Source organism: Polynucleobacter sp. 39-46-10 (assembly GCF_002282275.1).
The window spans coordinates 19,289-33,841 of sequence record NZ_NCJB01000006.1 but is presented as its reverse complement, the minus strand read 5'-3'; the positions used below and the strand labels follow the sequence as shown (position 1 = coordinate 33,841).

Annotated in this window: 16 protein-coding genes; 5 read left to right on the top strand and 11 right to left on the bottom strand. The window is 45.5% G+C overall.

Annotated elements, in window-relative coordinates; translation table 11 throughout:
• On the top strand, window positions 1–1,983 hold a 1,983-nt coding region (locus B7X71_RS01485; RefSeq protein WP_293600131.1), incomplete at its 5' end, for a TRAP transporter fused permease subunit.
• A gap of 109 nt (window positions 1,984–2,092) precedes the next feature.
• On the opposite strand, the gene B7X71_RS01480 is transcribed toward B7X71_RS01485, so the two are convergent.
• Complete coding sequence (locus tag B7X71_RS01480; RefSeq protein ID WP_293597510.1) at window positions 2,093–3,226, bottom strand: mandelate racemase/muconate lactonizing enzyme family protein; 1,134 nt, start codon at window positions 3,224–3,226, stop codon at window positions 2,093–2,095.
• Between the two features lie 131 nt (window positions 3,227–3,357).
• On the opposite strand from B7X71_RS01480, the gene B7X71_RS01475 reads away from it, so the two are divergent.
• Complete coding sequence (locus tag B7X71_RS01475) at window positions 3,358–4,794, top strand: M23 family metallopeptidase (protein ID WP_293596852.1); 1,437 nt, start codon at window positions 3,358–3,360, stop codon at window positions 4,792–4,794.
• Window positions 4,795–4,871: 77 nt separating this feature from the next.
• Here the strand turns inward: B7X71_RS01475 and B7X71_RS01470 are convergent, their stop codons facing one another.
• A complete protein-coding gene (locus tag B7X71_RS01470) occupies window positions 4,872–5,312 on the bottom strand; it encodes a universal stress protein (RefSeq protein WP_293596853.1) in 441 nt (146 codons plus the stop codon).
• Between the two features lie 104 nt (window positions 5,313–5,416).
• On the opposite strand from B7X71_RS01470, the gene B7X71_RS01465 reads away from it, so the two are divergent.
• Both B7X71_RS01465 and B7X71_RS01460 read left to right on the top strand, forming a co-directional pair.
• A complete protein-coding gene (locus B7X71_RS01465) occupies window positions 5,417–5,800 on the top strand; it encodes a DUF2177 family protein (RefSeq protein ID WP_293596854.1) in 384 nt (127 codons plus the stop codon).
• A gap of 13 nt (window positions 5,801–5,813) precedes the next feature.
• Window positions 5,814–7,457 (top strand): SulP family inorganic anion transporter, encoded by a 1,644-nt coding sequence (locus tag B7X71_RS01460; protein WP_293596855.1) that lies wholly within the window; start codon window positions 5,814–5,816, stop codon window positions 7,455–7,457.
• Here B7X71_RS01460 and B7X71_RS01455 read toward each other — a convergent pair.
• The gene (locus tag B7X71_RS01455; protein ID WP_293596856.1) at window positions 7,454–8,185 is read right to left on the bottom strand and encodes a sulfite exporter TauE/SafE family protein; all 732 of its coding nucleotides are present in this window, start codon (window positions 8,183–8,185) and stop codon (window positions 7,454–7,456) included. The genes B7X71_RS01460 and B7X71_RS01455 overlap by 4 nt on opposite strands.
• Before the next feature lie 80 nt (window positions 8,186–8,265).
• On the opposite strand from B7X71_RS01455, the gene B7X71_RS01450 reads away from it, so the two are divergent.
• Window positions 8,266–9,024, top strand: coding sequence for a helix-turn-helix domain-containing protein (locus B7X71_RS01450; RefSeq protein ID WP_293596857.1), 759 nt, complete (start codon window positions 8,266–8,268; stop codon window positions 9,022–9,024).
• Here the strand turns inward: B7X71_RS01450 and B7X71_RS01445 are convergent.
• From B7X71_RS01445 to ccoS, 8 genes are all read right to left on the bottom strand, one after another.
• Window positions 9,021–9,281 (bottom strand): hypothetical protein, encoded by a 261-nt coding sequence (locus B7X71_RS01445; protein WP_293596858.1) that lies wholly within the window; start codon window positions 9,279–9,281, stop codon window positions 9,021–9,023. The genes B7X71_RS01450 and B7X71_RS01445 overlap by 4 nt on opposite strands.
• Complete coding sequence (locus B7X71_RS01440; protein WP_293596859.1) at window positions 9,278–9,481, bottom strand: FixH family protein; 204 nt, start codon at window positions 9,479–9,481, stop codon at window positions 9,278–9,280. Before B7X71_RS01440 ends, B7X71_RS01445 begins: the two co-directional genes overlap by 4 nt.
• A gap of 30 nt (window positions 9,482–9,511) precedes the next feature.
• A complete protein-coding gene (ccoG, locus tag B7X71_RS01435; RefSeq protein WP_293596860.1) occupies window positions 9,512–10,969 on the bottom strand; it encodes a cytochrome c oxidase accessory protein CcoG in 1,458 nt (485 codons plus the stop codon).
• Between the two features lie 3 nt (window positions 10,970–10,972).
• Window positions 10,973–11,896: a cytochrome-c oxidase, cbb3-type subunit III gene (gene ccoP / locus B7X71_RS01430; protein ID WP_293596861.1), complete on the bottom strand. Its 924-nt coding sequence runs from the start codon at window positions 11,894–11,896 to the stop codon at window positions 10,973–10,975.
• Window positions 11,893–12,051, bottom strand: coding sequence for a CcoQ/FixQ family Cbb3-type cytochrome c oxidase assembly chaperone (locus B7X71_RS01425; RefSeq protein WP_293596899.1), 159 nt, complete (start codon window positions 12,049–12,051; stop codon window positions 11,893–11,895). The genes ccoP and B7X71_RS01425 overlap by 4 nt, the downstream gene beginning before the upstream one ends.
• 46 nt (window positions 12,052–12,097) lie before the next feature.
• Complete coding sequence (gene ccoO / locus B7X71_RS01420) at window positions 12,098–12,748, bottom strand: cytochrome-c oxidase, cbb3-type subunit II (RefSeq protein WP_293596862.1); 651 nt, start codon at window positions 12,746–12,748, stop codon at window positions 12,098–12,100.
• A gap of 11 nt (window positions 12,749–12,759) precedes the next feature.
• Window positions 12,760–14,202 (bottom strand): cytochrome-c oxidase, cbb3-type subunit I, encoded by a 1,443-nt coding sequence (gene ccoN, locus B7X71_RS01415; protein ID WP_293596863.1) that lies wholly within the window; start codon window positions 14,200–14,202, stop codon window positions 12,760–12,762.
• A 169-nt stretch (window positions 14,203–14,371) separates the two neighbouring features.
• Window positions 14,372–14,551 carry a cbb3-type cytochrome oxidase assembly protein CcoS gene (gene ccoS, locus B7X71_RS01410; protein ID WP_293596864.1) on the bottom strand — a complete coding sequence of 60 codons (180 nt, stop codon included), beginning with the start codon at window positions 14,549–14,551 and terminating at the stop codon, window positions 14,372–14,374.
• Window positions 14,552–14,553: the final 2 nt, after the last annotated feature.

Genomic DNA, 14,553 nt, shown 5'->3' with positions numbered 1-14,553 from the left:
CAAGAAAAATTAGACGCCTTCATTAAGCAAGAGGAAGGTGATTCCAATGACTACAAAGGTCTCTTGGCTAAGTTCATCACCTTGGTGGCTGTTGGCATGTCACTCTTTCACCTATATGCCGCTTATTCAATTGTTCCAACCCAGCAGCTGCGTGTTATCCACGTTGCCTTAGTACTGTTTTTAGTATTCCTTAGCTTCCCGATTGCAGTCCGCTTTAAGAACCGCCTTATGTGGTGGGATATTTTATTTGCTGTGGGATCAATCGCTATTGCCTACTACATCCTCAGTAGCGGAGATGATCTGTTTGATCGCAATACCGCTCCGAATTCAACCGATGTCATGTTCGGCGTCTTCTTGATTGCCCTCATTCTAGAGAGTGTCAGAAGAACCAATGGCATGGTCTTAGTAGTAGTCACTTCACTCTTCTTGATGTACGCCCTTTTTGGTAACTACCTGCCAGCCCCATGGACACACAAAGGCTACGACCTCGACCGTCTAGTTGGCTACATGTTCATGACGCTTGAAGGTATTTACGGCACTGCAGTAGACGTATCCGCTACCCTGATTATTCTCTTCACCATTTTTGGCGCCTTCTTACAGTTCACTGGTGCAGGTAAGTTCTTTATCGATTTCTCATTTGCAGCTATGGGCGGCAAATCTTCAGGTGTTGGCAGAACCATTGTTCTGTCTTCATTCTTGCTAGGTGGCCCATCAGGCTCCGGCGTTGCTACCACCGTGACCGTTGGTTCGGTAGCTGCCCCAATGCTCGATAAAGTTGGATATGAAAAAAATGCAGCTGGTGGTTTATTGGCAGCTGGTGGCTTAGGTGCAATTATTTCCCCTCCAGTGCTTGGCGCGGCAGCATTCTTAATTGCTGACTTCCTGAAGATTTCCTATTTAGATGTGTTGCTGATGGCAACCATTCCAACCATTCTGTTTTACCTTGGTTTACTAGTCATGGTGGAAATTGATGTACGTAAGTATGGAATGAAGAGCATGAAGTTCGAAGCAGCGGAATCTGCTTGGCAGCTTACTAAAAAGTATTGGTTCCATTTCTTCTCATTGATTTCGATCGTAGTGTTCATGATGTTTGGCTTCTCACCAGTCATGTCGGTATTTTGGGCGACTGTTGTATCGGCTCTCTCGAGCATGCTCCGTCGTGATACTGCCATCATCCCTTGGGATTGGTTCCAGGGTAAAGAAAAGATTTTCTCTGGCCTGTACAACTCAAATTTGACTAAAGCATTGGCCTCTGGTTCTACTGGTGTACTAGCCATTGCAGTTACCTGTGCTGGCGCTGGATTGATTGTGGGCACCGTTACTTTGACTGGCTTGGGCTTGAAATTTAGCTCAATTGTGATTCAGTACGCAGGCGGCTCACTTTTGCTCACGGCGATCTTTACAGGTCTAGTAGTTTGGGTTGTAGGTCTCGCCGTTCCAGTAACAGCGTCTTATATTATTTGTGCCGTGATTGCTGCCCCTGCCTTGATTAATCTTGGCGTTCCAGAATTTGCCGCGCACATGTTCATCTTCTATTACGCAGTACTCTCTGAAGTGTCCCCTCCAACCGCACTCTCTCCGTTTGCTGCTGCAGCCATCTGTAAAGGCAACCCATACAAGACTACCTTGCAAACTTGGAAGTATGTCGCCCCAGCTATCTTGGTGCCATTCATGTTTGTTCTCGATAAGTCAGGCGTCAGCTTATTGCTAATGGGTTCTACAGCCGCCCTAGAACAAGCGGATTGGGGTCAGATTGCTTGGGTTTCATTTACCGCAGTTGTGGGAATCATTTGTCTGGCTGGCGGATTACAAGGCTGGTTTATCGAAAAGACTAAAGTATTTGAACGCGTCATCATGGTGGTTGCAGGTGTAGCGCTTGCCTACCCATCGACTGAAGCGGACATTATTGGATTCGTAGGATTTGGTTTGGTATTGATTACCCAATCCATTACTCATTCCAAAATGAACCCAAAGTCCACCTGATCGATATTGAGGCAAAGTTAGGTTGAAAAAAATCCCGCACTTGATGCGGGATTTTTTATTGCCTAGTGACTGCTGATTGTTGATTGTTGATTGTTGATTGTTGATTACATTAGACAATCTTCGTCCAAGCAGCCTTGCCGGCATATTTTTTGACAGCGGTTTCATCAAACTCAAATCCCAATCCTGGGGTTTTATGTAGAATCAAATCACCGTTTTTGAAGGTGAGCTGCTTATTAATTAATCGGCGGAAGTTTAATACCTGATCATCCAAGAAGAATTCTACAAAACGCGCATTCGGTGTTGCGGCCACCAAAGGGGCATGTAAGTCGTGCATCCAGTGCGGGCAAACAATCACGCCTTTTAAGTCTGCATAAGCAGAAATACGACGCCATTCGGTGATGCCACCACACACCGCCGCATCTGATTGCAAAATTGCAGCGCCACCAGCATCAATTAACTCCCTAAAACGCCAGCGCCCAGCCTCCATCTCACCAGTAGCGACGTTGATCGTGGTTTGACGCGCTAGAACCGCATGAAGGTCAATCGCATCTGGTGAAAATGGCTCCTCAATCCAGTAAGGGTTATAAGCCTCAAAGCGTCGAATATATTCCAGAGCCGTTGGGAGATCGCGCCACGCATTGTTGGCGTCTAAAGTCAGTAAAACATCCTCACCTACAGCCTTACGGGCGGCTTTAACGCGTGCCTCCTCTTCTCTTGGGGATAGGCGCCCTACTTTCATTTTGACGGCCTTAAAACCTTGTTTAACGTAGGACTCCATCTCTTTGCCTAACTTGGCAGGCGTTTTACCATCCAAATAGTAGCCTCCACTGGCATAAGCTGGCACTCGATCATCCACGACCGATCCTAAATATTGGTGAAGAGGCAGCTTTGCAGCACGGGCATTTAAATCCCAGAGCGCTGTATCCAAAATTGAGATACCCCGCATCACGGCGCCAGCACGCCCCTGCAAAATGGACTCGTTATACATATCCATCCACAAACCTTCACTGCGATGACTGTTTTGACCAATGAGTTTAGGGGCTAGCAATTGCTCAACTGCAATCTTGGCAATATCGCCACCAGCACTTCCGACATAGCAAAAGCCTATACCCTCATTACCATCCTTACCCCGCACCTTCACTAAGCAGTAGTGACGCTCTGAAACTGTTCGCGTAGAAAAGGAGGTGACCTTATCTAGAGGCACCGCAACCGCTGCAACTGATACCGACTCAATGATGGGCATTGAAATTCCTTTAATTAAAAATTTATTGTATCTGCAACTTTTGCTACTTTCCTTGACCAACTTCAATAGAAAATTGCTGCACTACAACATAAAAAACATGCAAACTGAGAACAATATTGGATAATTGAGTGGTGAATAAAAAAGTGAGCTCCTTACCTTACTTGCTGAGGAATGTAATCAACGTTATCGGACTCTCTCTGATCGTTTTCATATCCAGCGCGCAAGCGCAACAAGCAAGTCAAACTGGTAAAGCAAGCAAAACCCCTCAGATAAAACAAAAAGTTGCCAGCACAAGTAATAAGCAGGCCGGGATTCAGCTTAAGGAAAATTCACTCAGTCGCGGCACTAAAAGCATGAGCTTAAATCCTCAGCTGTTCAAACGGATTGAGGGCGCCCCCAGCAGTCAAGGCGGTGCGAACTTAGATTATCGTGTCCAACGCGGCTGCCTACGCCGTAGCTATAACGAAGAAAATCTCCCGACCAATCTAGGTCTTGACGATGGCAACTTCAATGATTTCTTTAAATCCCAAACTAAAGGGTTTCTTGATCGGATGCGCGGCAATTGCATTCCTTATGCCTTAGCTTTGGGAAGTCGCAATCGCTTCGAATCGCTCAGCATTATGAATGGTCCCATGCAAGATGCCAAGACAGAGGTTTGGACTTTTACACCTTCTGCAGCTGGCAGCTTCTTGATCCAACAAGACTACTTAAAGGATGAGTCAAAGCGATTTACAGAAATTCAGTTAGCTCTAAGTGATGTTTTATACGACCCTAAAAAGGTGGGCGACAAATTACCAGTTGAATTAGTTTGGGAGCTGAACTCTGTCATCAAGCAAATTTATCCCGAAGAAAATAATGCACTTGAAAATACGAACAGCATTGTTCGCCTGATTGTAGACTTTGGAGATAAAGAACGTTGGGCACAAATATGGGCTGCAGAAATTATTGACCCAGCATCTGGCGAAGTATTTTCAAGTGCATTTTGGGTTGAAAGAAGCGATATTCCAGGTGGCTTTTATACCGCCGGCGGAGAATCGATCGAGCGCACCTTTTGGACCAACCCCCTGAGCTATCGACGCATCTCCCGAGGTGTTGGCAGCGTGCGCGCCTCCAGTAAGAAAGCCGCACCTTCAAAGAATGGGGCTCCCGTTGCGACACCTAAACAGAGGTATCGCACTCATATGGGGATTGATTATTCAGCCCCGACTGGGACGCCAATCTTTAGCGTAGCCACAGGCAAGATAGTGCATCTGGGCTTTAGCGGCGCGTTTGGCAATCTCATTATTCTCGAGCACCCTGGAAACTATCGCACCTACTATGCCCATTTAAGCAATTACAACGTAGAGCTAGAGGTAGGCAATGAAGTGCGGCGTGGCTTAGAAATTGGCTACGTTGGATCAACCGGACGATCTACTGGACCACACCTACATTTTGAATTAAGAAAAGATGGAGTCTATGTCGACCCTTACGCTACAAAAACTCAGCTAGATTTATGGAATATGCGCGATAGTGATAGCGGCCTGCTCACCAGAGAAATTTTGTTGCTAGGTACGCCGCTAGTGAACTAGTCATTTATTAAAATTAAAAATGCTGCGCAAATAAAAGGGGTCCATTAGGACCCCTTCATCTTTTAAGAGCTTCAATATTAACCAAGAACCAAGACTGGTAATTTGGAATGCACAATCACTTCATGCGTTTCACTGCCTAATAAAACACTCTTAATCCCAGTACGCTTGTGTGAAGCCATCATGATGACATCGGCCTTAGATTTCTTAGCCCCCTCCAAAATACCTTCAGCCAAATTGCTATTGGGCACATGGAGGGTATTAACCTTAAGACCAGCGCCTAATGCAACGGTAGCCTTTTTAAAGATGTCCTGAGCAAATGCTTCGCATACCTTTTTATGATCTTTTTGAGTAATTCCATAACCCATAGTGCTGTCGGAATACACCATCGGCGGCATTGGATCAGAAACATAGACTAACGTGACAGAAGCTTTATCTGCCTTAGCGAACTCAGCCACTTTTTTTAAGGACTTTTTACTTACATCGGATCCATCAACCGGTACTAATAGGTGCTTGAACATATTGACTCCTGTTAAATTAAACCCTGACCTCACTCATTCCATCATAATCTTTATTTAACTGTAAAAGCATAAAAAAGGAAACTGAATTGCTCAGGTACTTTGCAGTGTATTTTTCATTTCTACTTTCGCTAGTCGTCATTGATTTGATTTGGCTGCTTGGTATCGCCAAGAACCTCTATCGCGACGAAATGGGCTCACTGATGGCTAATGAGCCTAAATTGCTGGCAGGACTAGCTTTTTATCTCCTCTATGCACTGGGTGCATCAATTTTTGTCATTCTTCCAGCAATCTCCAAACAGTCCTGGATATATGCATTTCAGTATGGCGCGCTATTTGGCTTCTTTTGCTATATGACTTACGATTTAACCAACCTTGCAGTCATTCGTGATTTTCCAATGCGATTGGCATTTGTAGACATCGCTTGGGGGTCTGCTGTTACAGCCTTATCCGCAGCTATAGCCTATTGGGTTGGCAGTCGTATAGCCTGAAGATCCCCTTCCAATGAATCTATTTCATCCAAAACTACTGGACTCTTTCAAGGGCTATAACGGCGCCCTTTTTAGCAAAGATATATTGGCAGGTATTACCGTTGGAGTAGTTGCGCTCCCTTTAGCAATGGCATTTGCGATCGCCAGTGGAGTTAAACCAGAGGCAGGTATCTTTACAGCAATTATTGCCGGCGGATTAATTTCCTTATTGGGTGGAAGCCGCGTTCAAATCGGTGGTCCGGCCGGTGCTTTTATCGTGATTGTTTACGGCATTGTTGAACACTATGGTCTTGCCAATTTACTTTTAGCAACAGCCATGTCCGGGGTGTTTTTATTTCTAATGGGTCTCTTCCGGCTTGGGACCTTAATTCGATTTATTCCCGTTGCCGTCATTATTGGGTTCACCAATGGCATCGCCGTACTGATTGGCCTCTCTCAAATCAAAGAATTTTTTGGTCTACAAATTACCAAGATGCCTGCTGAATTTTTTCAAGCAGTCCAAACTTTGTATGCCGCTGCCGACACTGTTAACCCTATCGCCTTAATCTTATCGCTTGGAAGTTTGGCACTCTTAATTGCATGGCGAATCTTTCAAAAACGTCTCGGCTATCTGAGCCACATACCGGGAACCGTTATTGCGATGGCTTTAGCCACCATGGTCACTGGTCTATTAAGTCTTCCTGTAGATACGATAGGTAGTCGTTTTGGCGGTATTCCTTCGGGCCTACCCAGCTTTGAATGGATTCCAATTAGCTGGAGTACCGCGCAATTTGTCATTGCTCCTGCAATTACGCTGGCACTACTTGGTGCAATTGAATCGCTGCTCTGCGCACGAATTGCTGATGGACTCATTCATGATCGCCATGAATCAAACCAAGAGCTGATGGCCCAGGGTGTCGCCAATCTAGTGAGCCCATTCTTTGGCGGCATGCCATCTACTGGAACCATCGCAAGAACAGTCACCAATATACAGAGTGGTGCAAGCACCCCAATTGCTGGGGTCGTTCACGCGGTGACATTACTTGTCATTATCTTATTTGGGGCGCCGCTGGCAAAAAATATTCCCTTAGCCAGCTTAGCAGCCATCCTTATGTATGTTGCCTGGAATATGGGCGAGTGGAGAAAGTTTGCAGACCTCAAGCAATTTCGCCTGCCTTATCGCTTGACTATGTTGAGCGTCTTTTTTCTGACAATTGTCCTTGACCTTACTGTTGCAATACAGGTAGGCCTGCTTTTAGCATTCATTACTTTCATCTACCGCATCTCAAGTCTATCGCGCTATGAATCGGCAAGCGCCATCGACTTTCCAGAACTGCAGCAACACCAAGGTTATGTTTCCGCAATCAGAATCTATGGCGCTATCTTTTTTGGTGCAGTCAAACTGCTGGAGGGCATCGAAAAAGAGTTGCCATCAAAAGTTTTGGTGCTTGACCTCAAGAACGTGATCTATATCGATGTTTCTGGAATGGATGCCCTGCTTGAGCTTGAGGAGACTTGTCAAAATCGCGGCATCAAGCTCATGATTTGTGGGCTAGCGCATCAGCCTTACGAGATGGCTGTACGAGGAGGTCTTTTTGAGCGGCTTACTGATGACTGCGCTTACCCAGATCTAAAACATGGCATCGCTACAGCAATCACCCGCATCAACTCGCATTAACTAATACAGAAGCCGCCTTTTAATAAGGCATCTGGCAAATACCAGGCACGATAAAGACCAAAGAGTCCTGCAGATAATAAAAGGCCTGCGGCAATGTATCTCATCCAAACGTATTGACCTAACTGCGTCAGGGCGGCCGTAAATTTAGAGATTAGTAATAAATTCGGCAAGGTGCCCAAACCAAAGGCCAGCATGAGCGCTGCCCCTGTTAAGACATCACCCGACAAAAAGGCAAGCGGTAAGGCGCTATAGACCAAGCCACAAGGAACTAGCCCCCAAACCATTCCACTAAACCAGCGGGATGAGCGACCCGTAAAAGCCCCTAAATATTTGGCCCAATATGTTGCCATGCGCGCACCAAGCCACTTTCCAACAACTAAGCGGCTGCTTGAGCTCTGGCGTAAAAGACGTATCCCCATCACCAATAAAATTAATGATGTGAAAGCAAATAAAGGACGCTGAATTGGCACTATATTTTGTTGCCACAGAACAGCGCCAGCCCAAGCAGCGACAGCGCCAAGCAAAACATAGGTCGTCAAGCGCCCTAAATGCATGATTAGCTGAAGATAGAACAGCTCAGACTTGCTTTGTAATGGGGCGTAAGTCAACTCCCGATAGCTTCCCTGGCGCTCAATTGCCGCTGCAATACCGCCACACATTAAAGCGCAGTGCCACCCACTGACTAGGGCACCCAAGAAGACAGCCAACAAAAGACTAGTTGTCAGCATTTGGGATCCAGCAGCACAGAGAAATATTAAAATTGCGCATTATCCGAGTAGAATAAACTCATCTGGTAACTTGATCTAATATGAATTACACCAACTCAGATGTTCCTAGCGGTAAGTGCTCAGTCTGTGTACTGGGTCAGTTTTGCCTGCCAGTGGGGATCAGCTCAAGTGATATTGCCAAAATTGATACTCTCGTTAAAGAGCGTGTCCACCTGCAAAAAGGTGAAAGCCTCTACCGTCACGGTGACCCACTTTCTGCGGTGTACAGCGTCCGCTTTGGGACTCTGAAGACTGAATATGGCCTAGAGGATGGACGTCAACAGGTAATGGGTTTTCATCTACCTGGAGAAATTTTGGGGCTTGATGGCATTGGTGAAGGTAGCTACCAATCTGAAGCAATTGCCCTGGAAGATAGCGAAGTCTGCATTATTCGCTATGAGGCATTTGAGGATTTGGCACGCCAAATTCCAGTGCTACAAAAGCAATTCCACCGCATTTTGAGTCGCGAACTCACACAAGATCAACGTCACCTACTCTCATTGGGTAGTTTGCGTGCTGAAGAGCGTTTAGCGGCCTTCTTATTGAATCTTTCTCAACGCCTAGCTGCGCGCGGCTATCAAAATAATGAATTTGACTTGCGTATGAGTCGCGTAGAAATTGGTAGTTATTTAGGGATTCAGATTGAAACCGTTAGTCGGATGCTCTCACGTTTTGCTGAATCAGGGCTGATTCAAATTAAACAACGTCACATCAAACTAATTGATATGGATGGGCTGTATGAACTAGCTGGCGTCCCCAATCCAGAACGCACAGTCCAAATCAAGCCAATACACACTTAAATCAAACTGCGATCCTGCGCTTTACCACTATCCAAGTCGATGCCAGGCAGGATATAGGCTGTAAGAGCGCTCGAGAAAGAGCAAAAGATCCAAATAACAAAAAATCCGATGGTGTAAATACCCTCATCGGAAATATTTGGGTGGTGGCCAAAGAACAAAAGCTCAGCAGGATGCACGATGCTAAAGAGCAAACCTTCGGCCAAGATAGAGACTAAAAATGATGGCCACATGATCCAAATAAATAGACGGTACTTCATTTTTGGTCCTGCCCTACTTTAATTTGTTCAACCTTGAGTCCGCGCTTAACAACGCCATCGCGAACGGGCTTATCTACATAGAGCGTTACGGCAAGATAAATAGTAATGATGCAACCAATCGCAGCTACAGCTGGGCCGCTAATGAGTAGCCATGGCCAAAGTTGTTTGAACCAAGGTTTATTTGTTTCATGTTGTGACATATTCATCCTCTCTATCTCTTGCAATACAGCTTAGCGGGGAACAATAAAACTGGATTTTTCATCGCGGGCTCTAGTGATCAACTCACTACCAGACTTCTCGTGGCCAATCACATCAAAATGAATCGGGTAGTTACCAGGCTCATGCGCCCCAACAGTAGTGCTAACTTTAACTGGAATCAGCAAATTACTGGCAGGGCCTACTTCAACCTCAGTGACAACTTGCCCTTGAGAATTCAGTATTTTTAGGTCAGATAAACCGCTAGCCTTAAGCTGCACATTCATATTATTTTCCGAGGCGTTCATGATCTGAATGCGATAGATGTTCTCAATACGAACACCGTCTACTTCGCGAGCCAAGGCCCCGCGGTCTCGCATCACATCTACCCGCAATGGATTTCGGGTAATTAATGAAATCAAGAAAGCACTAGTAAGTACCGTAATGAAAGCGGTATAAATTAAAACGCGTGGACGCAAAATATGACGTATGGCACTCTGATTAGTTTCTTTATCGTCAATAGCTCGCTCAGTTGTGTATCGAATCAATCCCTTTGGATAATCGACTTTCTCCATGACTTGATCGCAGGCATCAATACAGGCCCCACACCCAATGCACATATACTGAAGGCCATCACGAATATCAATACCGGTTGGACAGACTTGTACGCAAATACTGCAATCAACACAATCACCTAATCCCAACGTCTCATGATCAGCTGACTTGCTACGACTACCTCGTGGTTCGCCACGAACTTTATCGTAAGTAACCAGGAACGTATCCTTATCGACCATCACGCTTTGGAAGCGTGCATATGGGCACATGTATTTACATACCTGCTCACGCATGAAACCGGCATTACCCCAAGTTGCAAAGCTATAGAAACATAACCAGAAGGTTTGCCATGGACCCAGCGATAAATGCAGAATTGCCGCAGCAAGGGTTTCAATTGGAGTGAAGTAGCCGATGAAAGTAAAGCCCGTCCAGAAAGCAATCAAGAACCACAGAAAATGCTTAGTAATTTTGAGGCGCCACTTACGCAAACCCCACGGCCACTCTTCGCCATCTAAACGAATGCGTGCAAATCGATCACCCTCGACCTTACGCTCGATCCACATAAAAATTTCGGTATAGACCGTTTGTGGACAGGCATAGCCACAAAATAGTCGGCCTGCAATTGCAGTGAACAAAAAGAGGGCTAAAGCGGAAAGAATTAACAGAAGCGTCAGATAGATCACATCCTGTGGCCACAAAACCAAGCCAAAGATATAAAACTTACGCTGAATTAAATCAAATAGAACTGCTTGACGACCGTTCCAACTGATCCATGGGAGACCGTAAAACAGTAACTGAGTAGCAATAACCAAAATAATGCGCCAGCGGGCAAATAACCCGCTAACAGATCGTGGGTAAATCTTTCGCCGGACCTCGTAAAGAGACTCCTCGATTACATCTATAGGAATAGGCTTCCCAACTGGAGAATGATCTGACACCGTCTATTTAGCCGCAGCAGTCTTATTGTTAGACAAGCCCCAGACATAAGCTGTTAAAAGATGAATCTTTTCAGGGCTCAATACTTTATCTTGAGAAGGCATCATTGCCATCCGACCCTTTGTGAGAGTCTCCACAATAGTTGCCTCTGATCCACCATATAACCAAGTCTTATCGGTCAAATTAGGCGCACCTAAGACAATATTACCCTTGCCATCAGTGCCATGACAAGCAACGCAATTGGCTTTAAATAATTCTGCGCCACGAGCGACTTTTGCATCATCAGCAGGTAGACCAGACAAACTGCGAACATAGTTGGCTAAATCTACAATCTGCGCACTCTCAAGATGTCCATACGCAGGCATCACTCCATTGCGCCCATTAATGAGGGTCGTCTTAATATTTTCAGGAGAACCGCCATAGAGCCAGTCACGATCAGTCAAATTCGGGAAACCTTTTGCACCACCTGCATCCGAACCATGGCACTGAGCACAGGAGTTCAAAAACAAACGCTGACCCATTTCACGAGCCTTAGGATCGGCGGCAACTTGCTCGATATCCATCTTTACGTACTTAGCGTAAACAGGCTTTAACTCATCATTGGCTTCTGTCATGGAACTCATCAAAGCACCGTCAGTTGAGTAACCCACTACCCCTGGATATGAACCCAAACCAGGGAACAGCACTAAGTAAATCAGTCCAAAGATGCAGGAGAGCAAGAACATCCACATCCACCAGCGAGGCAATGGGTTATTGAGCTCACGCAAATCGCCATCCCAAACATGTCCAGTATCGGCTACGGCGCCATCAGCTGTGTGGACTACCTTAGCTTTGCGCTGAGAAAACAAGAGCCAGACACACCAAACAATACCGACTAATGAAACAAGCGCGATGTAATTACTCCAACCGCTATTAAAAAAGTCACTCATGATTTGTCCTTACTAAATTCATCTGGAAGATCAAATGGCAGCTCGGCTGACTCTTCATTGGCTGACTTTCTGCTAGGCGACCAAGCCCACCAAATAATCCCAACAAAAAAGGTGAGCCCGATTACTGTTGAAAAAGCGGAGAGATAAGCTGTAATCTGTTCCATTTGATTTATATAGTTTTTAAATTAATAATCCGGGTAATTATTTCGCTACAACTTCATCAACAGCGATGTAACGACGATTGACACCCAAACCTTGAAGGTAAGCAATCAATGCATCCTCTTCAGTTTTGCCTTCCAACTCTTTGGGAGCTTCAGCAATCATTTCATCGGTGTAAGGAACGCCTAAACGACGCATTGCCACCATATGAGACTGAATTGAGGAAGCATCGGCAGCACTCTTTTGCAACCAAGGGTATCCAGGCATATTCGACTCAGGAACCACATCACGCGGATTGCGAAGGTGAATACGATGCCAATCATCAGAATAACGAGCACCAACACGAGCCAAATCAGGACCAGTACGCTTACTACCCCATAAGAACGGATGATCAAATACGGACTCACCAGCTAAGGAGTAAGGACCATAACGCTCAACTTCTGAACGCAGTGTGCGGATTTGCTGTGAATGGCATCCAACACAACCTTCGCGCTGGTATACGTCACGGCCTGCTAAGCGCAGTGCTGTATATGGCGCTACGCCAGGACTTGGTTCAGTGGTTGTATGCTGAAAGAACAGCGGAACAATTTGAACCAGGCCAGCAATTGAAACCACAATGATGGTAGCAATAATTAACCAGCCAACGTTTTTCTCAAGTGTTCCGTGGGAAAAGAATTTATTTTCATTAGACATTTTTCTTCTCCTTAGTGAGCAGTTGTGGATGTTTGTGGAATTGGGGCATTCACAAATGTTTTACCAATCACTGTCTTGTACACGTTGTATGCCATCAAGAACATGCCGCTTAAGTAGCAGAGGCCGCCCAACAAACGAATCACATAGAAGGGGAACGTTGCCTTTACAGATTCAACAAAACTATAGGTCAACGTTCCATCCGGCTCAAATGCTCTCCACATCAATCCTTGCATTACGCCAGCAATCCACATCGCAGCAATATACAGAACAACACCGATCGTAGCGATCCAGAAATGCACTTCAATTAGACGCGTGCTGTACATATCTTTTTGACCAACTAAGCGAGGGATCAGGTAGTACAAAGAGCCAATGGTAATCATGGCAACCCAACCAAGAGCGCCGGAGTGCACGTGACCAATAGTCCAGTCGGTGTAATGTGACAAGCTGTTCACCGTCTTAATAGACATCATTGAGCCTTCAAAGGTGGACATGCCGTAGAAAGACAATGCCACTACCAAGAATTTCAAGATTGGGTCGGTGCGCAATTTAAACCACGCGCCAGATAAAGTCATGATGCCGTTGATCATGCCGCCCCATGATGGAGCCAACAAAATAATCGAGAACACAGTTCCAAGCGACTGAGTCCAGTCTGGCAAGGAAGTGTGTTGTAGATGGTGAGGACCTGCCCACATATAGGTAAAGTTCAAAGCCCAAAAGTGAACGATGGACAAGCGATATGAGTAGATTGGACGCTCTGCTTGCTTAGGGATGAAGTAGTACATCATGCCTAAGAAGCTGGTAGTGAGGAAGAAGCCAACTGCATTGTGGCCATACCACCACTGCACCATCGCATCTTGCACGCCAGCATAAGCAGAATAAGATTTCCACAAGCTTGCTGGCATTTCCAAGTTATTAAAAATATGCAGAATTGCAATTGTCAGAATGTATGCACCGAAGAACCAATTGGAAACATAAATATGTTTTGTTTTTCGCTTCATGATGGTGCCGAAGAACACCACTGCGTAGGCAACCCAAACCAAGGTAATCAGGATGTCAATAGGCCACTCAAGCTCTGCATACTCTTTTGAAGTTGAAATACCTAAAGGCAATGTCACTGCTGCCAATACAATCACCAATTGCCAACCCCAAAAGGTGAAGGCCGCTAGCTTGTCACAAAAGAGTCTTGCTTGGCAGGTGCGCTGCACGATGTAATAAGACGTGGCAAATAACGCGGATCCACCGAAGGCAAAAATCACTGCATTGGTATGCAATGGACGCAAGCGACCATAGCTTAACCATGGGATATTAAAAGTGATATCAGGCCAAATGAGCTGCGCAGCGAGGATCACCCCCACGAGCATGCCCACAATTCCCCAAACCACCGTAACGATGGCAAATTGGCTGACAACCTTGTAATTGAAGGTATCTTGATTGTTCCCCACGGTAAGTCCCATGGTTTCTCCTTTTTTGTGACCAAACAGCGACATAATCCAAATAGACTGATGTCATTATCAAAGTAAGCCTTATGGGGCGTTTTGATCTATGTCAAAAAGGATGCGTGCATTTACGTACTCTCTAACTCCAATCATTTCACTATATTTCATAACTACTTAAAAAATATAGCTATTTTTTGTAGTGATCACTAACATTTTTGGGTTTCGGGGTATCGTCGTCCATCAAAATGGCCTCCCCTGGACCCTCTAAATCATCGAACTGCCCTGCTTTTACAGACCAATAGAAAATCCAGGCCAAAAGTCCAATTAAAAGCAGGGAAATAGGGATTAATAGAAAAAGGCTTTCCATCC

What these genes read in the sequence shown, in the direction of transcription:
- B7X71_RS01480 (WP_293597510.1), bottom strand. Translation starts at nt 3,226, where the DNA reads ATGCCCATCATTGAGTCGGTATCAGTTGCAGCGGTTGCGGTGCCTCTA.
- B7X71_RS01470 (WP_293596853.1), bottom strand. Translation starts at nt 5,312, where the DNA reads ATGTTCAAGCACCTATTAGTACCGGTTGATGGATCCGATGTAAGTAAA.
- B7X71_RS01460 (WP_293596855.1), top strand. Translation starts at nt 5,814, where the DNA reads ATGAATCTATTTCATCCAAAACTACTGGACTCTTTCAAGGGCTATAAC.
- B7X71_RS01455 (WP_293596856.1), bottom strand. Translation starts at nt 8,185, where the DNA reads ATGCTGACAACTAGTCTTTTGTTGGCTGTCTTCTTGGGTGCCCTAGTC.
- B7X71_RS01450 (WP_293596857.1), top strand. Translation starts at nt 8,266, where the DNA reads ATGAATTACACCAACTCAGATGTTCCTAGCGGTAAGTGCTCAGTCTGT.
- B7X71_RS01445 (WP_293596858.1), bottom strand. Translation starts at nt 9,281, where the DNA reads ATGAAGTACCGTCTATTTATTTGGATCATGTGGCCATCATTTTTAGTC.
- B7X71_RS01440 (WP_293596859.1), bottom strand. Translation starts at nt 9,481, where the DNA reads ATGTCACAACATGAAACAAATAAACCTTGGTTCAAACAACTTTGGCCA.
- ccoP (WP_293596861.1), bottom strand. Translation starts at nt 11,896, where the DNA reads ATGAGTGACTTTTTTAATAGCGGTTGGAGTAATTACATCGCGCTTGTT.
- ccoO (WP_293596862.1), bottom strand. Translation starts at nt 12,748, where the DNA reads ATGTCTAATGAAAATAAATTCTTTTCCCACGGAACACTTGAGAAAAAC.
- ccoN (WP_293596863.1), bottom strand. Translation starts at nt 14,202, where the DNA reads ATGGGACTTACCGTGGGGAACAATCAAGATACCTTCAATTACAAGGTT.
- ccoS (WP_293596864.1), bottom strand. Translation starts at nt 14,551, where the DNA reads ATGGAAAGCCTTTTTCTATTAATCCCTATTTCCCTGCTTTTAATTGGA.